Here is a 22,601-nt window from a genome sequence, read left to right as displayed (position 1 = left end):
CCCGTGGCGCGGGGCTGCCGCCGCGGGCGCCCGGGGGCTCACCCGGCCAGCAGGCGCTCGAGCGCCGCGCTGCGGAGCACCCCGGCGGGTGCGCCGCCGGGACCGGTGACCACGTAGCGGGGGTGGTCGGTGCGGGCGACCGCGCGCAGCAGGGCCTCCCCCTGCAGCTCCCCCGGCAGCACGGCGCCCTCGGGCAGCCGCTCCAGCACGGCCCCCAGAGGCGTGCCCGCACGCCGGTCGTCGGGCACGGCGTCGGCTGCGGCGGGCACGAGCAGGCCCACGGGCCGCCCGCCCGTGTCCACGGCCACGACGTGCGGCACGGCGCCGCCGGTGCCGGGGTGCCGGCCGGCGAGGTGGCTGACGACCAGCTGGTCGGTGCGGGCCAGGGACGCGTCGTGGGGCACCGTGACGGCGGGCTCGGCGAGGGCGGTGGCGCTGACCCCGTGCAGACGGGAGAGGATCCGGGCGGAGCGCAGCGAGGCGCCGGCGCCCTGCCACATGAAGGCGGCGATCAGGACCACGAGCACGAGCGCGGGGGTCTGCCGCCACAGCCCCGTGGCCGCGGTGCCGGCCAGCAGGAGGACGGAGAGGGCGCGGCCGGCCCAGGCGGCCACCACGGTGCCGCGGTGCTCCCGGCCGGTGAGCGCCCAGACCGCGGACTCGACCACGCGGCCGCCGTCGAGGGGCAGCCCGGGCAGCACGTTGAACAGGCCCACGATGAGGTTGGCCCAGGTGGTGAGGTCGAGCAGCACCCAGCCGAGGGACGGGGCGGGGTCCGCGGTGCGCAGCAGCGCCCAGCCGGCCAGGCCGAGGGCCAGGTTGACGGCGGGCCCGGCCAGGGAGACGACGGCGGAGGCCAGCGGGGTGGTGCGCACGTCGCCGAAGTGCGTGTGCCCGCCGAGGAGGCTGAGCACGATCCGGCCGGTGGGCCAGCCGAAGGCCCGGCCCGTCCAGGCGTGGGCCAGTTCGTGCAGCAGCACGGACAGGGCGAGGGTGAGGGCGAAGCCGAGGGAGGCGGCGTAGTTGAGCGCGCCCAGCTCGGGGTAGGCCCGCAGCAGCACGGGGGTGTAGAGGAGCACCGTGACGGCGGCGATCACGAACCAGGACCAGGACAGGGTGACGGGCACGCCGCCGATCCGGCCCAGGGGCACCCCGGCGCGTTCGCCGCTCACGCGTGGACCCCGGCGACGAGCCGTCCGAGGTCCTCGGGCGTGACACCGGCGAGCGTGGGCAGCACCGTGTCCGCCCCGGAGTCGTGGAGGGGGACCAGGTGGGGCACGCCCACCGTGTAGATTCCCGCGGCGGTCGCGGAGCGCACGCCCGTGCGGGAGTCCTCGACGGCGACCATCCCCCGGGGGTCCAGGGGACGCCCGACGCGCTCGGCCAGGCGGGCGGCGCCGAGCAGGTAGGGGTCGGGGGCGGGTTTGGCGGGGTGGCCGAGGTCGCCGGTGACGACGACGTCGAAGGTCCCGGGGCCGCCGTAGGCCTCGACGACGACCTCGGCGAGGGGCGCCTCGCTGCTGGTGACCAGGGCCAGGGGCACGCCGCGCTCGCGCAGGGCCGCGACGAGCTCCGGGGCCCCGTCCCGGTGGACGGTCCGCTGACGGGTGCGGGCGACGACCCGCCCCAGGAGGTGCTCGACGATCTCCCGGACCGTGAGGTCCACCCCGGCACGCCGGTAGACCTCCGCGGCGTCCTCCAGGCCGGTGCCGACCATGGCCAGGGCGTCCGCCTCGGTCCAGGTCCCGCCGTGGGCACGGACCAGCGCGATCTCGGCCTCGATCCAGTACGGCTCGGTGTCCACCAGGGTGCCGTCCATGTCGAAGAGCACCGCGGTGGGCAGGGGGGCGCCGGGGCGCGGGGCGGGCGGGGTGGGCATGGCCTCCATCGTAGTTCCCGCAACACGGGCCCCGGGCCCGGGGGTCCTCTTGCCGTGGATGCGCCTGCGCGTAGTGTGGGAGCGTGAGCAATTTCGACGAGACGTTCCCCCGACCGCAGGCCGGCCCGTTCGGCGTGGTCCGGGAGAGCGGCGACCAGGAGCGGGTGACCGTGCTGGTGGCCGCGTTCGAGGGGTGGAACGACGCCGGGGACGCGGCCACGGACGCCGTGCAGTTCCTGGCCGAGCACTACGGGGCGAAGGACGTCTTCGAGGTCACCTCGGACGACTTCTACGACTACCAGTTCTCCCGGCCGATCGTGCGCCGCGCGGCGACCGGCGAGGTGAAGATCGTGTGGCCGACGACCAAGCTGGCCACGGCCACGGTGCCGGGCACGAACCTGGACCTCGTCCTGCTGCACGGGTGGGAGCCGTCCTACCGGTGGCGCTCGTTCACCGCGGAGCTGCTGGAGCAGGCGACGCTGCTCGACGTCGACTTCGTCGTGATGGTCGGGGCGCTGCTGGCGGACGTGCCGCACACCCGGCCGATCCCGGTGACGAAGACCTCGGACACCGCGGAGCTGCAGGAGGAGCTGGGCGTGGACCCCTCCCAGTACGAGGGCCCCACCGGCATCGTGGGGGTCCTGTCCCACATGGCCTCCCTCGGCGGGTTCCCCACGGTGAGCCTGTGGGCGGCCGTGCCGCACTACGTGGCGCAGTCCCCGTCCCCGAAGGCGGAGCTGGCGCTGCTGCGGGAGATCGAGGAGCTGCTCAACATCACCCTGCCGCTGGACGTCATCGCCGAGGACGCCGAGGCGTGGGAGCGCGGGGTGAACGAGCTGGCCTCGGACGACCCCGAGATCGCCGCCTACGTCCAGCAGCTGGAGGAGGCGAAGGACACCACGGACCTGCCCGAGGCCACCGGGGACGCGATCGCCAAGGAGTTCGAGCGCTACCTGCGCCGGCGCCGCGACGAGAAGTGAGCGCGGCCGGGGCGCGGCGCGCCCCGGCCGGACGCAGGATCCCTGGCACCCGGTCCCGCCCGGTGCCGGTCCCCCGCTCGCCGACCCCCGGCGCGGCCGAGGCCCCGGCCGCGCCGCCCCGTGACCGGGGCCGCGGGAGGGCTCAGAGCACCACGCCCAGGCGGGCCTCCACCAGCTCCCGGACCAGGCGGGCGTCCGCGGCGGAGGGCTGCGCGGGGCCGGTGAGGGCGCGGGCGGCCCAGTCGTCCAGGGCCGCCAGGGCCGCGGGCGTGTCCAGGTCGTCGGCCAGGGCGGTGCGCACGGTCTCCAGCAGCGGGGCCGCGCTGCCCTCGGGGGCCGCGTCCAGAGCCCGGCGCCAGGTGTCCACCCGGGCCACCGCGCCGGCGAGCACGAGATCGGTCCAGAACCAGTCCTCGGAGTAGCGGTGGCCGAGGATCGCGGTGCGGATCACCGCCGCGTCCACGCCCTGGGCCCGCAGCCGCGAGACGAGCACCAGGTTGCCGCGGGACTTCGACATCTTCTCCCCGTCCAGACCGACCATGCCGGTGTGCAGGAAGTGCTCGGCCATCGGCCGGCCGGTCAGGGCCCAGCTGTGCCCGGCGCCCATCTCGTGGTGCGGGAAGACGAGGTCGGAGCCGCCGCCCTGGACGGTGAAGGGCGCCGGCAGGTGCTGGAGGGCGATCAGGGAGCACTCGATGTGCCAGCCCGGCCGGCCCGCCCCCAGGGACGCCCCGTCCCAGGCGGGCTCGCCCGGGCGGTGCACGCGCCACAGCATGGGGTCCAGCCGGTGGCGCTTGCCCGGGCGGTCGGGGTCCCCGCCGCGCTCGGCGAACAGCGCGAGCATCTGCTCCGGGTCCAGGTGGGAGACGTCGCCCAGGGCCCAGCCGTCCTCGGCCGCCGGCGCGCCGGCGGCCTCCACGTCGAAGTAGACGTCGCCGTCGGGCTCCCCGCCGGTGCCGGGCACCCGGTAGGCCAGACCGCGGGCGAGCAGGTCCTCGACGGCGGGCACGATCCGGTCGACGACCTCCGTGGCGCCCACGTAGTGCCGGGGCGGGAGGACGTTCAGGGCGCTCATGTCGGTGCGGAACAGCTCGGTCTGCTCCGCGGCCAGCTCCCTCCAGTCCACGCCCGTGGCCTCGGCCCGCTCGAGCAGGGGGTCGTCCACGTCGGTGACGTTCTGGACGTAGTCCACCGGTGTGCCCGCGTCCAGCCACGCCCGGTGCAGCACGTCGAAGGCCACGTAGGTGGCGGCGTGGCCCATGTGCGTGGCGTCGTACGGGGTGATCCCGCAGACGTAGAGGCTCGCCCGCTCCTGCCGGGGCAGCAGCTCCGCCCGCCGCCGCAGCCGGGTGTCCTGCACCACCGGCAGGGGGGCCTCGCCGGGGAGGTCGGGGACGGGTCGGGCGGACCAGGCTTTCATGCTCACCTCGGAAAGATCGGGAACGGGGCGGGGGCGGTCGCCGCGGCGCGGGACCTCTCACAACCTACCGGACCCGCAGGGGCCGTCCCGCCCGCGCTCAGGCGCTGAGCACGCCCAGGCCCAGCAGGACGAAGAGGGCAAGGCCCAGCGCGATCCGGTACCACACGAAGACGGTGTAGCTGCGGTTGGAGATGTAGTGCATGAACCAGCCGATGATCACGTAGGCGACGGCGAACGCGATGCCCGTGGCCAGCAGGGTCTCGGCCATGCCGTAGGGCCCGGACTGCGGCTCCCCCAGCGTCTGCGCCAGCTTGTACAGCCCCGAGGCGAAGACCGCCGGGATGGCCAGCAGGAAGGCGTAGCGGGCGGCGGCCTCGCGGGTGTAGCCCATCAGCAGGCCGGCGGTGATCGTGCCGCCGGAGCGGGAGACGCCGGGGATCAGGGCGAGGGCCTGGGCGAGCCCGAAGAGCACGCCGTGCTTGACGGTGAGGTCGTCGAGGTGCCTGGCCTGGCGGCCCACCCGGTCCGCCACGGCGAGGATCACGCCGAAGACCACCAGCATCGTGGCGGTGATCCACAGGGAGCGGAACTCCGTGTCGATGTAGTCCTCCAGCAGCAGCCCGAGCACGCCGATCGGCAGGGAGCCCAGGATGATCAGCCAGCCCATCCGGGCGTCCGGGTCGGAGCGCTCCACCCGCCCGACCAGGGACAGGGCCCACTGCTTCAGGATCCGGGCGATGTCGCGCCAGAAGTAGATGATCACGGCGGTCTCGGTGCCCAGCTGCGTGATCGCCGTGAACGCCGCCCCCGGGTCCGCACTGTTGGGCAGGAACTCCCCCACGATCCGCAGGTGCGCCGAGGAGGAGACCGGCAGGAACTCCGTCAGGCCCTGCACCAGGCCCAGAATGATGCTTTCGATCCAATTCACCCGGCCACCCTACGGCACCGGTGCCGTCGGAGGCGGCGGGACAGGCCCGCACGAGCAGAGGCACGGCCCCTCAGGCGGGGGCCGTGCCTCTGCGCGGCGTGGAACGGCGGGGGGTCAGCGGGAGGAGCGCGCCCCGCCCGCGTCGTCGAGGTCCTCGTAGTCCTCCTCGTCGACGAGGTCCTCGTCGAGCATCTCGTTGTCCTCGAGGAGCTCCTCGTCCCCGTCGTCCTCGTCGTCGTCCTCGTCCGAGTCGTCGTCGTCGGAGTCGTCCTCCTCGGCGAAGACGGTCAGCGGGGTGACCTCGTCGTAGGCGTCGTAGAGCGCCTCCTCGTAGGCGTCGAAGGCGTCTGCGATCGCGATGTAGGCCCCGTCGACCGCGGGGTCGTCGTCGCCGCGGCGGTTGGAGGCGGCGGCGAGGTGTTCTTCGAAGGCACTCACGAGGGCCTGCAGCGCGGCACGAGGATCATGACTCATGGAGTAGACGTTAGCGCTTATCCGTGCAGAATGGGGACCGATGAGAGAACAAGTCCGCACCAGCTCGGCGCCCCTGCTGCACGACGCCGACCAGCGCTACGAGTACCTCCTGCTCACCGTCGCCCCGCACGAACGGCTCAGCGAGGCGCGCGCCCGGCTGCGCGAGCACGCCGAGTACGGCAAGTGGGAGCTGACCCGCACCGTGCTGCTCTACGGCGGCACCCGCAAGTACTGGCTGCGCCGCCGCGTGATGCGCGTCGAACGCACCATCTGAGCCCCGCCCGGGTGCGGCTCAGGCCTCCAGCGGGCCCAGCAGCGCCTTGGCCACGGCCGCGTGCACCGACTCGCTGTCGGAGGGGTGGTAGATCCCGGCGAGGACGTCGCGGTAGAGCCGCTCCAGCTCCCCGCCCCGGGAGTAGTGGGCCCCGCCGGAGGTGCGCATCGCGAGGTCGACCACCTGCCGGGCCGTCTCCGTGGCCCGGTGCTTGACCCCGGAGAACAGCAGGAACCAGCGGGGCCCGTGGTCCGGGGCGCCGGCCGAGCCCAGGGCGTCGACGTCGGCGGTCAGCCGGTCCAGCTGCAGCTCCACCCCGTCGCGCAGCAGCGCGGCCTCGGCGATCTGCCACCGGATGTCCGGGTCCTGCGCGTAGGAGCTCCCCCTGGCCCGCGACCGGCGCGTCCTCGCGAGCTCCGCGGCCAGCTGCACCGCCCGATCGGCGATCCCCGTGTAGACCGCCGCCAGGAGCAGCTCGAAGCAGCCGAAGATGCCCCACACCACCGGGTCCGGGTTGGGGCCGGCCGGGGTGCGGGTGAGCACCTGGTCGGCCGGCAGCCGCACCGAGCGCAGGACCGTGCTGCGCGACTGCGAGGCGCGCATCCCCAGGGTGTCCCAGTCGTCGAGGATCTCGATGCCCTCGTCGTCGCGGGCGACGAAGCCGAAGACCAGCTGGGACCGCGGGTCCGCGTCGTCCCGGGCGTGGACGATCAGCCGGGTCCAGACCGGGGAGAGCGAGGTGAAGATCTTGGTGCCGGTGACCCGGTACCCGTCCGCGGTGGCCTCCGCGGTGGTCGCCGCGTCGAAGAGCACGGCGTCGTTGCCCGCCTCGGAGATGCCGAAGGCGAAGATCTCCCCGGCCGCGGCCTGCTCGAAGATGCCCCGGGCGCGCTCGTCCCCGCGCAGCCGCAGCGTGTGCCCCACGCCCACGAGGACGTGGTGCATGTTGATGCCCAGCGCCGTGGCCGGTGCCGCCGCCGCCAGCCGGCGCTGCGCCGCGGCGGCCTGGCGCAGCGTGAAGCCCAGGCCCCCGAACTCGCGCGGGACGAGCATGAGCGGGTAGCCGATGCGCACCAGGTCCGCGAAGTCCTCGTCGAAGAACCGGTTCTCCCGGTCGTAGCCGCCCGCGCGCGCACGGAACGTCTCCAGCAGCTCGTCGGGCAGCAGGGTCTCCGGCGTCAGGGTCTCGGGCACTCGGATCTCGGCCGGTGCGGCGTCCGCGCGGTCCATCTCGCTCCTTCGCCGGCCGGGCCCCCGGTGCGGTGCCGGGCGGCCGGGCCGGTCAGTCGTGGTCAGTGGTGCTCAGTGGTGCTCGGTGGTGGTCAGTAGCTGCTGAGCAGCCGGTGCAGCACGCGGGAGCCGAACTCCAGGGAGTCCACCGGCACGCGCTCGTCCACGCCGTGGAACATGGCGGGGAAGTCCAGCTCGTCCGGCAGCCGCAACGGCACGAAGCCGTAGCCGGTGATCCCCAGCGGGTCCAGGGACTTGTTGTCCGTCCCGCCGGAGAGCATGTACGGCAGCACCACCGCCTCCGGGTCCTCGACGTGCAGGGCGGAGACCATGGCGTCGACCACGTTGCCGGAGAAGGGCACCTCCAAGGCGATGTCGTCGGACTCGAACTCGAAGCCCACGCCGTCCCCGGCCAGCTCCGCGAGCTTCTCCAGCACCACCTCCCGCTGGCCCGGCAGGTAGCGCACGTCCAGCCCAGCCTGCGCCGAGCCCGGGACGACGTTGACCTTGTACCCAGCCTCCAGCATGGTCGGATTGGCCGTGGTCTGCAGGGTCGCTCCGACGAACCGGGCCACGGAGCCCAGCTCGGCGAGCAGCCGCTGCGGGTTCTGGGGGTCGAACTCCACCCCGGTCAGCTCCGTCACGGAGTCCAGGAACGCCCGGGTGGTCTTGGTCAGCTCCACCGGCCACCGGTACTGCCCGATGTTGGCCAGGGCGCTGGAGAGGCGGGTGACGGGGTTGTCGTCGTTGATCTGGGACCCGTGCCCGGCCGTGCCCTGGGCGTTGAGCCGCAGCCACATGAGGCCCTTCTCGGCCGTCTGCAGCAGGTAGGCGCGCCGGCCGCCGATGGTCGCCGAGTAGCCGCCGACCTCGCTGATCGCGTCCGTGACCCCGTCGAAGAGCTCGCGGTGGTGCTCGGCGATCCAGTGCGAGCCGTAGACCATGCCCGCCTCCTCGTCGGCGAAGAACCCGAACACGATGTCCCGCCGCGGCCGGGTTCCCGTGCGCACCATGTGGCGCAGCACCGAGATCATCATGGCGTCCATGTCCTTCATGTCCACGGCCCCGCGGCCCCAGATCATCCCGTCCCGGACCTCGCCCGCGAACGGGTCCACGGACCAGTCGGCGGCGATCGCCGGGACCACGTCGAGGTGCCCGTGCACCATCAGGGCGTCGGCGGACGGATCGGTGCCCTCCAGCCGGGCGAAGACGTTGGCGCGCCCGGGGGCGGACTCCAGCAGCGTCGTGGTCAGCCCCACCTCCTCGATCAGGCCCGCGACGTACTCCGCGGCCCGCCGCTCGCCCTTGGCGTCCCCGCTGCCGTAGTTGGAGGTGTCGATCCGGATGAGGTTGCGGCAGATATCGACGGTCTCCCCCTCCGGCGACGACGCCGCCGGGGCGGCGGGAACGGTCTGCGGATCGGTCATGGCGGTCCTTCCTGTGGGCGTGTGCGCGCGGGGTGCGGTCAGCGGATCGCGGTCAGCGGGCTTCGGTCAGCGGGTTGCCGTGTCGCGGCCGGGGTAGCGCAGCAGCACGAGACGCCCCGACTCCTCGACCACGACGACCTCCTCGGTCCGGTCGGGGGCGTCCTCGGGTGCGACCTCGAGCCGGTAGCCCTCCTCGGTGGCGGAGGCCTCGCCCTGGACCACGAGGGTGCGGTAGAGCTCGGTGTCCTGGTGCCAGCGCTCCAGGTAGGTGGGGCAGTACTGCGAGTTGCCGTCCATGGACCGGTGCACCAGGTCGTGCGAGAGCAGCTCGCAGGCGCCCGCCCAGTCACGCTCGGCCATGGCGTCCACGAAGGCCCGGGTGGTGCCCTCGGGCGTGTCGAGGTCGGGACCGCACCCGGCCAGGGCCACGGCGGCCGCGACGACCGGGGCCAGCCGGAGCGCGCGCCGGGCGCCGGCGGGGCGAATGGCGTGGTCGGTCATCGAGCTCCTTCCCGGATGTGCCCTGCCAGCCTATCGTTCCGCGGCCCGCGGACGGCCGCACGCCGCCCGCCGGGGCCGCCGGGGTGAAATCGGGCACTATATCCAGGGCGGGCTGTGACCCGCGGCACATCCGACGTCGGGTGCGCGTGTCCCCGCCGGTGAAAGCAACAATTTTGCATCTTTTCCATTTCTCATGGGAATTCCCTAGCATCTTCCTGGGCGCCTTCCCCAGCCCAATCTGTCTCGCGGTCCGGCCGGACCGCGATAGCCCCCCGCCGTGCGGAACCCCCACTTCTTTCCGCACGTGCAGACAGACCAGGAAGCAGAAGCACCCATGGCGAAACATCGCTGCGCCCCCGCGCGCCGTCACGGCCGCATGGCCGCCCTGGCCCTCTCCGCCGGGATCGGCGTCACCACCCTCGCCGGCACGTCGCTCCTCGCCGCCCCGGCGGCGCAGGCGGCCGCGCAGGACCTCGTCCAGGTCGACGCGCTCACGCGCCAGAACGACGCCCAGATCATCCTCGACGAGATCAATCGGTACCGGGCGTCCCTCGGTCTGAGATCGCTGAAGTACTCGGCCACGCTCTCCCAGGTGGTGCAGAAGGAGTCCGACCGGCAGGTGGTCGAGGAGAAGTTCTCCCACAGCACCAGCTTCCTCACCGATCCCCGGGTCGGACCGTACACGAACGCGAACGAGGTGATCGCCCTCGAGTACCACCGGGACGTGCGGGCGCTGGTGGCGTGGTGGAAGTCCTCGGCGGCCCACGACAAGGCGCTCAAGGACCCCCGCCACGAGGTGATCGGCATCGGCCTCAGCTACGCGGACGGCCGGCTGGAGAACACCGGCCAGCCCTGGCAGGTGCTCTCCACGGTCAACCTCTACGGCTACGCCAACGGGGGCGCCCCCGCGGACGCCTCCGCCCGCGTGGGCGGCACCCCGGCCTACAGCAACGAGACCTCCGGGCCGACCACGCCGATCCCGGGCCCCTCCGGCTACGGCGTGGCCGGCGCCATCGGGGCGAAGTACCACGCCCTGGGCGGTGCGTCCGTGCTGGGGGCGCCCGTCACCGCCGAGATCGGCGGTCTGCGCGGCGGCGGCGTCTACCAGGAGTTCTCCCTGAACGGCCGCAAGAGCACCCTGTACTGGAGCCCGGCCACCGGAGCCCACCGGCTCGAGAACGCCACGACCATCGGCCAGAAGTTCGTGGCCGCCGGACGGGAGAACGGCTACGGCTACCCCACCACGGAGGAGCGCCGGCTGCCCGACGGCTCCTCCTACCAGGTGTACTCCCGGGACGGTGCGGTGACCAAGGTGCTGTGGACCCGCGCCTACGGCGCCCGTGCGGTCAAGGAGACGGGCGCGATCGGCCGGGCCTGGAAGGCCGCGGGCTTCGAGCGCGGCTACGGCTACCCCGTCACCGACGAGATCACCTCAGGAACCACCGTCTACCAGCGCTTCTCCAACGGGTACAAGGTCATCTGGTCCTCGACCACCGGTCAGGTCACCGTCACCGGGTGGTGAGCCCCGCGCCAGGGGTCCCGTCCTCCGGGCACGGGCCCGCCGGGGGCGCTCAGAGCTCGAGCACGATCTTGCCGAAGTGGCGGGCCGCTTCCATCTCCCGGAAGGCCTCCGCCGCCTCGGCCAGGCCGTGCCTGCGGTCGATCACCGGGCGGATCCCGCTGCTCTCCAGCGCGCGCACGAAGTCGTCCTGGTCGCGGCGGCTGCCGACGATCAGGCCCTGCAGGCGGGCCTGCTTGGCCATCAGCAGCGCTGTGGGCACCTCGCCGCCGGGTCCGGTGAGCACGCCGATCAGCGAGACGTGCCCGCCGATGCGCACGGCCCGCAGGGACTGCGGCAGGGTGCCGGGGCCGCCGACCTCCACGACGTGGTCGGCCCCGCGCCCGCCGGTGAGCTCCAGGACGGTGCGGCCCCACCGGGGGTCCTCCCGGTAGTTGAGGACGTGGTCGGCCCCGAGCTCACGGACGCGCTCGATCTTTTCTGCGGAGGACGAGGTCGCCACCACGGTGGCGCCCATGGCCTTGGCCAGCTGCACCGCGTAGACGGAGACCCCTCCGGTGCCCAGGGTCAGCACGACGTCGCCGGCGCGCAGCCCGCCGTTCACCACGAGGGCCCGCCACGCGGTCACCCCGGCCGTGGTGATGGTCGCCGCCTCCGCCGCCGACCAGCCGGCCGGGGCGCGCGTGAACCACGTTGCCGGGCGCACCACGACCTCGCGGCCGTAGCCGTCGAGCCCGTCCCCGGGCACGCGGGAGAAGTCCGCGTCCACCGGCGGCCCGTCCAGCCACAGCGGGAAGAAGCAGGAGACCACGGTGTCCCCCGCGGCGAACTCCTCGACCCCCTCGCCCACGGACTCCACGACGCCTGCCCCGTCGGCCATGGGGATCCGGCCGTCCGCCGTGCGCGTGCCGCCCGAGACGACGAGGTAGTCGTGGTAGTTCAGGGAGCTGGCCTGCACTCGCACGCGGATCTCGCCCGGACCGGGGGCGCCGGGATCCGTGACGTCCACGAGGCGGAGCCGGTCGAGGCCTCCGGGTGCGTCGATGCTGAGCTGCTTCACGGGCGGTCCTCCAGATGGTCGGAAGCGGTGGCCGGAACGGGTGGCCGGTGCGGACGCCCCCACTTTATCAGCACACTTCCCATCGTGGTGGAGTCCGATTAGGGTGGCCTTACCGGGGTGCCGCGGAGCGGACCAGCGCTCCCCCGGCCCCGCGCCACTGCAATCCCCGACGGAGGCCACATCGTGTTCTTTCATCAGCAGAAGCTCCAGTACAACGCCACTCCCGAGGCGCCGGACGCGGTCTACGCGCGCAAACTGCAGGAGGTGATCGGCGGCCAGTACGGCGAGATCACCGTGGCGATGCAGTACAGCTTCCAGGCCTGGAACGCCCACATCCCCGGCAAGTACCGGGACCTGCTCTTCGGCACGGCCGCCGAGGAGTTCGGCCACATCGAGATGCTCGCCACCATGGTCGCCCAGCTGTTGGAGAAGGCCCCGCTGGGGATCACCGAGGAGGCCGTGCAGGGTGACCCGGCGGTCGCGGCGGTCATCGGCGGCACCGACCTGCAGCACGCCATCGTCGCCGGGGCCGGGGCGCGGCCGGTGGACTCCATGGGCAACCCCTGGTCCGGCTCCTACGTCACCGCCTCCGGGAACCTGCTGGCGGACATGTCCTCCAACGTCAACGCCGAGATGCAGGGCCGGCTCCAGGTCGCCCGGCTCTACCACATGACCGACGACAAGGGCATCCGCGACATGCTCTCGTTCCTGCTGGCCCGCGACACCATGCACCAGAACCAGTGGATGGCCGCGGTCAAGGAGCTGCAGGCCGACGGCCTGGAGCAGATGCCGGTGCCCTCGAACTTCCCGCAGTCCAAGGAGGCCACCGAGTTCTCCTACGACTACTACAACTTCTCCGACGGGGCGACCGCCGCGCAGGGCTCCTGGGCCTCCGGGCCCACCCCGGACGGCAACGGCGAGTTCGGGTACAAGGACCAGCCCATGGCCGGGGTGCCGATGCCGCCTCCCACGCACCCCGACGCCCGGTTCTACGGCACCACCGAGGTGCCCAACCGGGTGGAGAAGGTCGCCGGCGCCCTCCAGGACAAGCTCAACAGGGAGTAGGCCCCGGCCCCGCCGCAACACCCCGCCGACACTCCCGTGCCCACGGGTGCGGACACGGCCGGGGCCCGGGACGGCATCTCCGTCCCGGGCCCCGGCCGTGTCCGGTCAGCGCTCGAGCGCGTCCCGGACCGGGTCCGGTCAGTGGGCGCCCACGGCGCGGGCGTGCCGAGCCGCGGCCTCCGCGCCCTGCGTCCAGCGCTCCCCGTGGCCGGGGAGGACCGTGCCGGCCCCGGTGGCGGCCACGGCGTCGAGGGAGTCCAACGCCACGGTCGTGTCCGCGGTGGCGGCCGCCGCGACGATCTGCGGGCCCCGCCGGCCGGTGTAGGGGTCCAGGGTCACGAGCGCGTCCCCGCTGAGCACGGCGCCGCGGTCGGGCAGGTTCAGGATGCAGTGCCCGTCCGTGTGGCCGGGGGTGTGCACCACGACGGGCCGGCCCGGCACCGGCAGCGCCGTCCCGGTCTCCAGGGGGCTGAGGTCCCGCACGCCCTTGACGGCCAGCGCCCCGGCGGCGGCCATGCGACCCAGCAGCGGCAGCGACCGCGGGTGGCCGAGGGGGTAGAGGAACCGGTTGCGCTCCGGGCGGTACCGGTAGGGGTGGGCCGCCAGCCGCGCGTCGGCGGGGTGCCCGAGCACCGGCACCCCCCACTCCTCCTGCGCGCGGCGGGCGAAGCCGACGTGGTCGAAGTGCGCGTGCGTCAGCACGAGCGCGCGCACCTGGTCGGGACGCCGGCCCCGGTCCTCCAGGGCCCCCAGGAGCATGGGCCACATGCTGGGCAGTCCGGCGTCCACGAGGGTGACGCCGTCGTCGTCCTCGACGAGATAGCAGTTGACATGGGCATGGGTGATGCGGTGGATGCCGTCGGCCACGTGCGGGGTGAACATGGGTCTCCTCACTCGATCAGTGTGCTGAGCATACCGCTCGGCTCACCGCGACCGGGAGGGTGCCCGGACGGGGCGACGCGGTAGAATGGACGCGGCAAGGCTCCGGCTCGAGGATTCCCCCGGCCCGGCCGGGAGCGTCCGTCACTCCCCCCGAGAGGACCTGCTGTGCTCCGTCAGCGTTCCGACGTCCTGCCCACCGTGGAGATCGTCGCCGTCCCGTTCCACCGCTTCCGCCGACGGAAATGGTCCCTGACCTTCGTCCCTGCGGGCGGGGGCCGTCCCCTCCGGCGGACGTTCCCGGCCTTCCGCGACGCTGTGCAGGCCGCCCGGGAGCTGGCGCTCGCCGAGCGCATCCGCGGCTGAGACCGGCCGGGCCCGCAGCCGCCGGCGCAGGGTCGCCCGGGAGTGCCCCGCGGTGCGCAGCCGCGAGCCGGCGTAGGGCACGCCGCCGCGGCACCGGGCGCCCAGGGCCGCCCACACGCACACCGAGCGCTCGAGCACCCACGCCGGGGCCCACAGCACGGTGCTCGCCGGGTAGACCCGACGGCCCCCGGCGCGCCGCCGGCCGGCCTCGGCCACCGCGCAGACCAGCACGCCCAGCCCGGCCAGGCGCAGCGGGCGGCGGGCGGACCAGAGCAGCACGGGCAGCCACGACAGCTCGACGGCCAGCCGTCCCGGCTGTGCGAAGTCGTCGTAGGCCTGCCGCACCCGCTGACCGGCGAAGTGCGCGGCACGGGGCGGGACCCGGCCCACGAGCACGTCCAGGGCCCGGATCTCCCGTCCGCCCGCGGCCGTGACGGTGCGGATCAGCTCCAGGTTCTCGAACAGGACGTCGCCGTCGTAGCCCCCGGCGCCGAGCAGGGCCGAGCGGCGCACGCCCAGCGTCCCGGGGTAGTCGCCGCCCAGGGCCCGGTTGAGCAGGGTGCGGCCGGTGTCCCAGCGGGCGTGCCACGGGAGGTCGAGGAAGTAGTTCTGCGGGCGGACCAGCTCCGCGTCCGCCAGCAGCGCGACCACGGCGGCCAGGGCGTCGTGGGCGTAGCGCACGTCGTCGTCGGCCAGGACGAGGCGTTCCTCGGCCGCGTGCCGCACACCGGTCATCACGCCGGCCACCTTGCCGTTGGCTCCCGGCCACGGCTCCGGGCGCAGGAGGCGCACGGCGCCGGGCAGGGCGCGCCGGTGGGCCTCGAAGAGCGCCTCCGCGGAGCCGTCGACGACGGTGACGGGCAGCCACCGGACGACCTCGGCGAGGTAGGCGGCGAGATCGGGCAGGTCCTCGTCGTCGGTCCACTTCAGCGGCAGGACGTAGTGGGCGTCCTCCAGCGGTGCGGCGGGGCGGGGCGGGGCGACCATGGGCACGTCCTCCGGGGCGCGGAGATGTCGATGGGCTCGCTGCTGAACCGGTTCGGATTGTGCCGCTCCGGCGTCCGGCGGGACAAACGACCGTGCGGAAATCGGACAGGTCGCCGGTGCGGCGGCCCCGGGTCCCTCACTCCCCGAGCGCCTCCAGCACCACCTCGGCCACCGCGCGGCTGGACTGCGGATTCTGTCCCGTGACCAGGTTGGCGTCGCGGATCACGTGGCTGGACCAGGCGGGCCCGGTCTCCACGACGGCGCCCTTCTCGCGCAGCACGGTCTCCAGGAACCAGGGAGTGTTCTCACCGGTGCCCCCGCCCAGCTCCTCCTCGTTGGTGAAGGCCGTCAGGCGCCGGCCGGCGAACCGGAAGGTGCCGTCGTCCTGGGCGCTGAGCAGACCGGCGGGGCCGTGGCAGAACGGGGCGATGAGCCGCCCGGCCCGGTCGGCGGAGGTCAGGATCCGGCCGAGGGACGGATCGTGCACGAGGTCGGCCATGGGCCCGTGCCCGCCGGGCAGCACGAACGCGTCGTAGTCGGCCGGGTCGACCTCGGACAGGACGAGGGGCGCGGACAGCTCCGCGTCGATCTGCTCCAGGTAGGCGCGGAACGCGTCGGCCTGCTCCTGACCCCCGGCCATCTCGGGGGCGAAGCTGGCCTGGTCGACGGTGGGCCGGCGCCCGCCGGGGGTGGCGATCTCGACGGTGTGCCCGGCCTCGCGCAGCACCCGGTGCGAGACGACGAGCTCCTCGGCCCAGAAGCCGGTGGGGTGCGTGGTGCCGTCGCGCATGGTGAGGGCGTCGGCGGCCGAGACGATCATCAGAACACGAGCCATGGTGGGTTGCTCCTCCGGTGCGGTTTCGGTGCGGTTGCGGTGTCGGTGCGGTGTGCCGTGGCGGGTCAGCCGGCGGCGGTGAGCTCCTCGTAGGTCGCGTCGTCGAGGTGGATCCCGGCGGCGCCCATGTTCTCCTCGAGGTGCTCGAGGGAGGCGGTGCCCGGGATGGGCATCATCACCGGGGAGCGGCGCAGCAGCCAGGCGAGCGCGATCTGGGAGGTGGTGGCGCCGAGCCGCCCGGCGGCCGCGGCGACGGGCCCGCCCGGGCGGGCCAGCTCCCCGGCCGAGATCGGCGCCCAGGGGATGAAGCCGATGCCGTGCTCGGCGGCGTGGTCCAGGACGTCCTGGGAGGAGCGGTCGGTGAGGTTGTAGCGGTTCTGCACGGTGGAGACGGTGAAGTGGTCCTGGGCGGCCGCGAGCTGCTCGACCGTCACCTGGGACAGCCCCAGCGCCCGGACCTTGCCCTCCTGCTGGAGCTCGCGCAGGGTGCCGAACTGGTCCTCGGCCGGGACCTGCGGATCGATCCGGTGCAGCTGGAGCAGGTCGAGGGCGTCGACGCGGAGCTTGCGCAGGCTCAGCTCGGTCTGCTGGCGCAGGTACTCCGGGCGGCCCAGCGGGATCCACTGCCCGGGCCCGGTGCGGGCGAAGCCGACCTTGGTGGCGATCCGCAGGCCGGCGGGGTACGGGTGGAGGGCCTCGGCGATGAGCCGTTCGCTGACGTCGGGGCCGTAGGCGTCGGCGGTGTCGATGAAGTCGACGCCCAGCTCCACGGCGCGGCGGAGCACGCGCACGGCGGTGTCGCGGTCGGCGGGCTCGCCCCACACGCCCTCGCCGACGATGCGCATGGCGCCGAAGCCGAGGCGGTGGACCGTCCCGAGGTCCTGGAGGTCGATGGTGGCGGGCACGGTGGTGGTGCCGGTGTTGTCCGTCATGCGTGCCGCAACGGCCCCGCCCGGCCGCTTATTCCGCCGGCGCAGCGGGTCCGTCGCGGGCGCGCGGCTATCCTGGGCCCCACGTCGTTTCATCCGAGGAGGACCCGTGGAGCAGCAGGACGACCCGCGCACGATCGTGATCACCGGTGCCAGTGACGGCATCGGTGCGGCCGCCGCCCGCCGGCTCCGCGGCGATGGGCACGAGGTGGTGGTCGTCGGCCGCTCGGCCGAGAAGACCGCCGCGGTGGCCCGTCCGCTCGGGGCCCGGCACTTCAGCGCCGACTTCGCGCGGCTGGCCGACGTGCGCCGCCTCGCCGGTGAGCTGCGGGAGGCGGTGCCGCGGGTCGACGTGCTGGTGAACAACGCGGGCGGGATCTTCGACCGCCGGGAGCTCACCGAGGACGGGCACGAGACGACGTGGCAGGTCAACCATCTGGCGCCGTTCCTGCTCACCCAGCTGCTGCTGGACCGGCTGCTGGAGAGCCGGGCGGCGGTGGTGAACACCTCGAGCGTGGCCGCGCGGCTGGGCCGATTCCGCCCGGAGGACCTCGGCGACGACCGGCGGTGGTCCCCGCAGCGGGCCTACGGGGACACCAAGCTCGCCAACATCCTCTTCGCCCGGGGTCTCGCCCGCCGCCACGGCGAGCAGGGGCTGGCCGCGGCGGCGTTCCACCCCGGGGGTGTGGCGACCAACTTCGCCTCGTCGACCAGCACTCCCCTGCGCTTCCTCTACGGCACCCGCCTGGGGCGCCGGCTGATGATCAGTCCCGAGCGCGGCGCGGAGACCCTGGTGTGGCTCGCCGAGGGCACTGCCGGGCGGGACTGGGAATCCGGGGGCTACTACGAGAAGAAGAGGCCGGCCCGCACGAACCCGCGAGCGCACGACGACGCGCTCGCCGACGCCCTCTGGCAGCGCAGCGCCGAGCTGGTGGGTCTCAGCCCGGGTCCCTCGGCCCGCTGAGCACCAGGGCGTCGACCTTCGCCCACAACTGCTGGAGCGTCCCGTCGTTGACGACGGTGGCGCTGATCCAGCGCGGGTCGATGCCCGCCTCGGAGGGGTGGGGGTCCTCCGGCCCGGCGGTGCCCGGGCGCACCACGTGCACCACCCGGCCGCCCGCGCGGGTGATCGCGGCGGCCTCGACGTCGAAGCGCACGTCGGTGAACACGACCCGCCCGCCCAGCCGCCGGGCGGTCTCCAGGCCCCGGTCCGCCCAGACCGTCTCCCCGAAGACCGCCTTGCCGGCCTCGTTGCCGATCTTCTGCAGCAGGGTGCGGATCTCCCGGTGGACCGGGTCGTGCGCCTCGTCCTTGAGCCGGTCCCAGTCCCCGCCGGCCTCGGCGAGGACCGCGGAGAGCCGCAGCGGCAGGCCGGCCCGCACGCCCACGAGCGGGTCGAGGCGGACCAGGAACAGCCGCAGCGGATCGGCGAAGGCCACCCGGGAGTAGCCGTGGGCGGTCACGAGGCGGTCCCCGCAGCTGTCCTTGCCCGCCTGCTTGCGTCCGTGCAGGCCGATCAGCTGCAGTCCGGTGTCGTCGGGCGCGGCCATGGCCAGCCTCCTTCGGTGCGGGCGCGGACTCCTCCCAGCCTACGGAGCCGCGGCTCCGCTGCACCAGGACGCCGTCCTCCGTGAATTGCACTATGATGTCGAGAGTGCAATATGTGATGGATCCGGGGCGCGCCCCGTGAGCGACGACGCGCGGGAGCGGCGGATGCGCCGCACCCGGCGGGCGCTGATCACCGGCGCCCGCCGGCTCACGGCCGCCCACGGCCTGGCCGGCTTCACCGTGGAGCAGCTGTGCGCGGAGGTCGGGATCTCCCGCCGGACGTTCTTCAACTACTTCGCCGCCAAGGACGACGCCGTGCTGGGCACCCCGGCCCGGGACCCGCTCGAGGCCTTCGGGGAGCAGTTCGTGGCCGGCGGGCGCGACCCGGGGGGACCGGGGCTGCTGGAGGCGCTCCAGGAGCTCGTCGTCCGGTCCTTCGCGCTGTTGGAGGGCCCGCACGACCGCGCCCTGATGCTCGAGGTCCTGCGGCGGGAGCCCGTGCTGCTGCAGCGGCTCACGGAGTCGATGGACCGCCACGTCGCCCAGCTCGCGGGGCTGATCGCCCGCCGGCAGGGTTGCGCGGCCGGCGACCCGTTCCCCGGGGTGGCCGCGGCCGCCGTCTCGCACCTGGCCGGGCACACCGTGCACGAGCTCCTCGAGGGGCGTCCCCCCGGCCCGGACCCGGAGGAGTCCCCGCCGTCGGCGGAGTTCGCCGACCGGCTGGCGCGCAACGTCCGCCTGGCCGAGGTGCTGTTCTGCCCTCCCGCCGCCGTCCCGGCGGCGGCACCGGGGGATCCCGCGGCCGTCCCCTCGGCCGCCTCCCCGGCAGCCGCCCCCACCGCAGACCCGTCCTCGGACACCGAAGGAAGCCCATGACCACCACCCCGCCCGCGGTCGCGCAGGACGCCCCGCTGCTGGTGCTGACCCAGCGCCGCATCTGGATCATCTTCTCCGCCCTCATCGCCGGGATGATGCTCGCCAGCCTCGACCAGACGATCGTCTCCACCGCGATGCCGACCATCGTCGGCGATCTGGGCGGCGTGGAGCACCAGCCCTGGATCACCACGGCCTATCTGCTGGCCACCACCATCGTCATGCCCGTCTACGGCAAGTTCGGCGACGTCCTGGGCCGGCGGAACCTGTTCCTGGCCGCCATCGCCCTGTTCACCCTCGCCTCCGTCGGCTGCGCCGTGGCCACCGGGTTCTGGCAGTTCGTCACCTTCCGCGCGCTGCAGGGCCTGGGCGGCGGCGGGCTCATGATCCTCTCCCAGGCGATCATCGCCGACATCGTGCCGGCCTCCGAGCGCGGCAAGTACATGGGCCCGCTCGGGGGCATCTTCGGGCTCTCCGCCGTGGCGGGGCCGCTGCTCGGCGGCTACTTCGTGGACCACCTCACCTGGCAGTGGGCCTTCTACATCAACATCCCGATCGGGATCGCGGCCTTCGCCATCGCCTGGTTCACCCTCACCCTGCCGCACAAGCGCGCGACCCGCAGGATCGACGTCACCGGCGTCCTGCTGCTGTCCGCGGCGACGACCTGCCTGCTCTTCTGCACCGAGTTCGGCGGGGACGCCGAGCACGGCTGGGGCGCGCCCGGCACCTGGGCCTGGGCCGGCGGCATGCTCGTGGCCGCGGGGCTGTTCGTGTGGAACGAGACCCGGGCCGAGGACCCGATCATTCCCCTGGGCCTGTTCCGCAACCCGGTCTTCGTCAACGCCACCGCCATCGGCCTCACCCTGGGCCTGGGCATGTTCGCCGCCATCGCGTTCGTCCCGACGTTCCTGCAGATGTCCTCGGGCACCTCGGCCGCGGAGTCGGGACTGCTCATGGTCCCCATGATGGTCGGCCTGATGGGCACCTCGATCTGGTCCGGGCTGCGGATCTCCCGCACGGGCCGGTACAAGGCCTACCCGCCGGCGGGCACGCTCGTCACCGCGTCCGCCATGCTGGCCATGACCACCCTGACGGCCGCCACGCCCATCTGGCTGATCTGCGTGTACCTGTTCGTGCTCGGCGCCGGCCTGGGCCTGATCATGCAGGTCGTCGTCCTCGTGGTGCAGAACGCCGTGGACCCGTCGCTGATCGGCACCGCCACGAGCACCAACAACTACTTCCGCGAGGTCGGCGCGGCCCTCGGCGTGGCGATCTTCGGGGCGATCTTCACCAACAACCTCTCCGAGAGGCTCACGGCGGTCTTCACCGGCGCCGGCGCCTCCGCCGAGCAGGCCGGCCAGGCCACCGCGACCCTGGACCCGCAGACGCTGGCGCAGCTGCCCGGCCCCGTCCGCGAGGGCGTCGTCGCCGCGTACGCGGAATCCCTCGCCCCGGTGTTCTGGTACCTCATCCCGTTCATGCTCGTGGCCTTCCTCCTGGCCGTGTTCCTCAAGCAGATCCCCCTGTCGGACATCGCGGGCATGGTGGCCCGCGGGGAGGCCATCGGCGGGGAGGAGGCCCGGGCCCACGAGCAGGCGCTGCGCTCCGGCTCGACCCCGTCCCCGACCGGCCGCGGGACACCGCCCCAGAACTGACCGAAAGACCATTCGCAGCCGCGAACGACTCCGCTAGGTTGGGCGCGGGCGGGCCGCTCCCGCGGCCGCCCGGACTGCTGCAGACCTCCCGGAAGGACCTGTCATGATCGATCTCACCGGCTCGTTCGACGCCTACTTCAACCCCAACTTCACGGCGATCCTCGGAATGTTCCTCGACTTCTTCCGTGCGGTGCTGGGCGTGGGCTGAGCCCCGACGCGCACGGCACCGTCTCGGCGCCGCCGGATCCGTCCGGCGGCGCCGAGTGCGTGTCCGGGGGCGTCCCTCCCCCACCGCGGACAGGACCGCCGGGACGGCACCTGCTGTGCACCGGACCGACCGGCACCCCTTCGGGCGGGACTGCGCCGGGCGGAACTGCACCGGGCGCACCTGCCCACGGCGGGGCCGCGTCTGCCGGGACGGCGACTACCGGGGCCGCCGGGCGACGCTGCGCACGGCCAGCGTGGTGCACACCAGATAGGTGAGGGTGGCCGCCAGCACGACCAGCAACGAGGCGGACCAGGTCTGGGTGCGTTCGTGCACGAACCCCAGGACGGCCGGCGCCAGGGCGCCGAAGCCGTAGCCGATGCCCTGCACCACCGCCGAGATGCGCCCGGCCGAGGGGCCGTCGTGGGCCAGGCGCATGATCGCGACGAAGATCACCGTGATCCCGCCGCCCTGGGCCACGCCGCCGACGGCCGTCCAGGCCCACCACTGCTCCGGGGCCAGCAGCAGGCCCAGCGGCAGGAAGAGCCAGGCCGCACCCACGGCACCGGCCACGGCCGCCGTGCCGGCGCGGCGGGCCGCCAGCGGGACCCCGAGCGCTCCGGCGATCGCGAAGACGTGGAAGAAGGAGGACGCCGCCCCGGCCTCGACCGGGGACATCCCCACGTCCTCCACGAGCAGGGTCGGCAGCCAGGCCGTGACGCCGTAGAAGGCGAACGCCTGCCCGGAGAACCCCGCCGCGAGGCCGGCGGTGGCCCAGCGCCCGCTCGCGCGCCCGGCCGGCCTCGGCGCCGCGGGGGCCTGCGGCTCCGGCACGAGCGCTCGCCGCCGCCCCACGGCCGGCAGCCAGACGAGCAGGGCGAGGACCACGGCAAGGGCCGACGACGCCAGGCCGATCCGCCACCCGGTCGCCGCGGCGACCGGGGCGGTGAGCAGCGCCGCGAGGGTCGACCCGATGTTCAGGGCCGCCGTGTAGATGCCGGTGGCCGCCGCCTGCCGGTGCGCCGGGAAGTCCCGGCGGATGATCAGGGGCACGGCGATGTTGCCCACCGTGATCGCCACGCCGATCAGCACCGTGCCCGCCATCGTCGCCGTGGTGTCCCCCGCCGAGCGCACCACCGCGCCGACCAGCACGCCCAGCAGCGTCAGGGTGATGGCGAACTCCACCCCGACGCGGCGGATCGTCAGCGAGGCCAGCGGGGAGGCCACGGCGAAGCAGAGCACGGGGATGCTGGTGAGCAGCCCGGCCTGGGCGGCGGAGAGACCCAGCTCCTCGCGCAGCTCCCCCAGCACCGGCCCCAGGGCGACGATGGGGCTGCGCAGGGTCAGGGCCAGCAGGCCGATGCAGACCATCAGCAGCCAGGCCCGCGGCGCGGCTCCCCGGTGGCCTCGGTCGGCGGGCGGCTCGGCACGGTGCATGGTCACGACTTTCGGCAGGGGGAGGTCGGCGGGAGCGGGCGCACCCCCGCTCGCGCGGTCGGGCCGACCCCGGTCCATCATCGCCCACCCGCACCCGGACCGCCCACCGGGCCCGTCCGGGCGCTGCTTC

At 74.0% G+C, this 22,601-nt stretch carries 22 protein-coding genes; 7 read left to right on the top strand and 15 right to left on the bottom strand.

From position 1 onward, the window contains the following. Positions 1-38: 38 nt before the first annotated feature. Both GMA12_RS19515 and GMA12_RS05905 read right to left on the bottom strand, forming a co-directional pair. Positions 39-1,172: a site-2 protease family protein gene (locus GMA12_RS19515; protein WP_156268145.1), complete on the bottom strand. Its 1,134-nt coding sequence runs from the start codon at positions 1,170-1,172 to the stop codon at positions 39-41. Next, positions 1,169-1,879: an HAD family hydrolase gene (locus tag GMA12_RS05905; protein WP_156268143.1), complete on the bottom strand. Its 711-nt coding sequence runs from the start codon at positions 1,877-1,879 to the stop codon at positions 1,169-1,171. The genes GMA12_RS19515 and GMA12_RS05905 overlap by 4 nt, the downstream gene beginning before the upstream one ends. An 83-nt stretch (positions 1,880-1,962) precedes the next feature. Here GMA12_RS05905 and GMA12_RS05900 point away from each other — a divergent pair, with 83 nt between their 5' ends. Then, positions 1,963-2,859 carry a PAC2 family protein gene (locus GMA12_RS05900; RefSeq protein ID WP_053004689.1) on the top strand — a complete coding sequence of 299 codons (897 nt, stop codon included), beginning with the start codon at positions 1,963-1,965 and terminating at the stop codon, positions 2,857-2,859. Positions 2,860-3,001: 142 nt separating this feature from the next. On the opposite strand, the gene mshC is transcribed toward GMA12_RS05900, so the two are convergent. The 3 genes from mshC to GMA12_RS05885 all read right to left on the bottom strand — a co-directional run bounded on the left by mshC (position 3,002) and on the right by GMA12_RS05885 (position 5,681). Continuing rightward, positions 3,002-4,279: a cysteine--1-D-myo-inosityl 2-amino-2-deoxy-alpha-D-glucopyranoside ligase gene (mshC, locus tag GMA12_RS05895; RefSeq protein WP_156268141.1), complete on the bottom strand. Its 1,278-nt coding sequence runs from the start codon at positions 4,277-4,279 to the stop codon at positions 3,002-3,004. 97 nt (positions 4,280-4,376) lie between these two features. After that, positions 4,377-5,207, bottom strand: coding sequence for an undecaprenyl-diphosphate phosphatase (locus GMA12_RS05890; RefSeq protein ID WP_162459533.1), 831 nt, complete (start codon positions 5,205-5,207; stop codon positions 4,377-4,379). A 114-nt stretch (positions 5,208-5,321) separates the two neighbouring features. Continuing rightward, entirely contained in the window at positions 5,322-5,681 is a 360-nt protein-coding gene (locus tag GMA12_RS05885; RefSeq protein WP_156268139.1) for a primosomal protein, read from the bottom strand. Between the two features lie 40 nt (positions 5,682-5,721). On the opposite strand from GMA12_RS05885, the gene GMA12_RS05880 reads away from it, so the two are divergent. Beyond that, on the top strand, positions 5,722-5,955 hold the full coding sequence (locus GMA12_RS05880; protein ID WP_156268137.1) for a DUF5703 family protein: 234 nt from the start codon (positions 5,722-5,724) through the stop codon (positions 5,953-5,955). Positions 5,956-5,973: 18 nt separating this feature from the next. On the opposite strand, the gene GMA12_RS05875 is transcribed toward GMA12_RS05880, so the two are convergent. The 3 genes from GMA12_RS05875 to GMA12_RS05865 form a co-directional block, all read right to left on the bottom strand. After that, positions 5,974-7,185 (bottom strand): acyl-CoA dehydrogenase family protein, encoded by a 1,212-nt coding sequence (locus GMA12_RS05875; RefSeq protein ID WP_156268135.1) that lies wholly within the window; start codon positions 7,183-7,185, stop codon positions 5,974-5,976. A gap of 92 nt (positions 7,186-7,277) precedes the next feature. Continuing rightward, positions 7,278-8,612, bottom strand: coding sequence for a M20/M25/M40 family metallo-hydrolase (locus GMA12_RS05870; RefSeq protein ID WP_156268133.1), 1,335 nt, complete (start codon positions 8,610-8,612; stop codon positions 7,278-7,280). A 66-nt stretch (positions 8,613-8,678) separates the two neighbouring features. Beyond that, positions 8,679-9,113 (bottom strand): hypothetical protein, encoded by a 435-nt coding sequence (locus GMA12_RS05865; protein ID WP_156268131.1) that lies wholly within the window; start codon positions 9,111-9,113, stop codon positions 8,679-8,681. Between the two features lie 334 nt (positions 9,114-9,447). Between GMA12_RS05865 and GMA12_RS05860 the strand changes: the two genes are divergently transcribed. Continuing rightward, entirely contained in the window at positions 9,448-10,635 is a 1,188-nt protein-coding gene (locus GMA12_RS05860) for a CAP domain-containing protein (RefSeq protein WP_156268129.1), read from the top strand. 49 nt (positions 10,636-10,684) lie between these two features. On the opposite strand, the gene GMA12_RS05855 is transcribed toward GMA12_RS05860, so the two are convergent. Beyond that, the gene (locus GMA12_RS05855) at positions 10,685-11,692 is read right to left on the bottom strand and encodes a zinc-dependent alcohol dehydrogenase family protein (protein WP_162459532.1); all 1,008 of its coding nucleotides are present in this window, start codon (positions 11,690-11,692) and stop codon (positions 10,685-10,687) included. 183 nt (positions 11,693-11,875) lie between these two features. Between GMA12_RS05855 and GMA12_RS05850 the strand changes: the two genes are divergently transcribed. Beyond that, positions 11,876-12,757 carry a manganese catalase gene (locus tag GMA12_RS05850; RefSeq protein ID WP_162459531.1) on the top strand — a complete coding sequence of 294 codons (882 nt, stop codon included), beginning with the start codon at positions 11,876-11,878 and terminating at the stop codon, positions 12,755-12,757. A 138-nt stretch (positions 12,758-12,895) separates the two neighbouring features. On the opposite strand, the gene GMA12_RS05845 is transcribed toward GMA12_RS05850, so the two are convergent. From GMA12_RS05845 to GMA12_RS05830, 4 genes are all read right to left on the bottom strand, one after another. Beyond that, a complete protein-coding gene (locus GMA12_RS05845; RefSeq protein ID WP_156268125.1) occupies positions 12,896-13,639 on the bottom strand; it encodes an MBL fold metallo-hydrolase in 744 nt (247 codons plus the stop codon). A gap of 141 nt (positions 13,640-13,780) precedes the next feature. Next, complete coding sequence (locus tag GMA12_RS05840) at positions 13,781-14,989, bottom strand: glycosyltransferase family 2 protein (protein ID WP_156268123.1); 1,209 nt, start codon at positions 14,987-14,989, stop codon at positions 13,781-13,783. 136 nt (positions 14,990-15,125) lie between these two features. Next, positions 15,126-15,824: a type 1 glutamine amidotransferase domain-containing protein gene (locus tag GMA12_RS05835; RefSeq protein ID WP_156268121.1), complete on the bottom strand. Its 699-nt coding sequence runs from the start codon at positions 15,822-15,824 to the stop codon at positions 15,126-15,128. 65 nt (positions 15,825-15,889) lie between these two features. Continuing rightward, on the bottom strand, positions 15,890-16,756 hold the full coding sequence (locus GMA12_RS05830) for an aldo/keto reductase (RefSeq protein WP_156268119.1): 867 nt from the start codon (positions 16,754-16,756) through the stop codon (positions 15,890-15,892). A 106-nt stretch (positions 16,757-16,862) separates the two neighbouring features. Between GMA12_RS05830 and GMA12_RS05825 the strand changes: the two genes are divergently transcribed. Beyond that, complete coding sequence (locus tag GMA12_RS05825) at positions 16,863-17,717, top strand: SDR family NAD(P)-dependent oxidoreductase (protein ID WP_370830421.1); 855 nt, start codon at positions 16,863-16,865, stop codon at positions 17,715-17,717. On the opposite strand, the gene GMA12_RS05820 is transcribed toward GMA12_RS05825, so the two are convergent. Next, positions 17,692-18,303, bottom strand: a complete 612-nt coding sequence (locus GMA12_RS05820) for a deoxynucleotide monophosphate kinase family protein (RefSeq protein ID WP_156268115.1) — start codon at positions 18,301-18,303, stop codon at positions 17,692-17,694. The two genes, GMA12_RS05825 and GMA12_RS05820, sit on opposite strands and share 26 nt — an antisense overlap. A 136-nt stretch (positions 18,304-18,439) precedes the next feature. Here GMA12_RS05820 and GMA12_RS18525 point away from each other — a divergent pair, with 136 nt between their 5' ends. Together GMA12_RS18525 and GMA12_RS05810 are read left to right on the top strand one after the other, a co-directional pair. Beyond that, complete coding sequence (locus GMA12_RS18525; protein WP_370830419.1) at positions 18,440-19,177, top strand: TetR/AcrR family transcriptional regulator; 738 nt, start codon at positions 18,440-18,442, stop codon at positions 19,175-19,177. Next, positions 19,174-20,829: an MDR family MFS transporter gene (locus tag GMA12_RS05810; RefSeq protein WP_240898647.1), complete on the top strand. Its 1,656-nt coding sequence runs from the start codon at positions 19,174-19,176 to the stop codon at positions 20,827-20,829. The genes GMA12_RS18525 and GMA12_RS05810 overlap by 4 nt, the downstream gene beginning before the upstream one ends. A 424-nt stretch (positions 20,830-21,253) precedes the next feature. Here the strand turns inward: GMA12_RS05810 and GMA12_RS05805 are convergent, their stop codons facing one another. Continuing rightward, the gene (locus tag GMA12_RS05805) at positions 21,254-22,471 is read right to left on the bottom strand and encodes an MFS transporter (protein ID WP_156268113.1); all 1,218 of its coding nucleotides are present in this window, start codon (positions 22,469-22,471) and stop codon (positions 21,254-21,256) included. Positions 22,472-22,601: the final 130 nt, after the last annotated feature.

Origin of the sequence: Kocuria sediminis (genome assembly GCF_009735315.1) — a bacterium.
Lineage (GTDB): Bacteria > Actinomycetota > Actinomycetes > Actinomycetales > Micrococcaceae > Kocuria > Kocuria turfanensis.
This window is presented reverse-complemented; position numbering and strand designations above follow the sequence as displayed.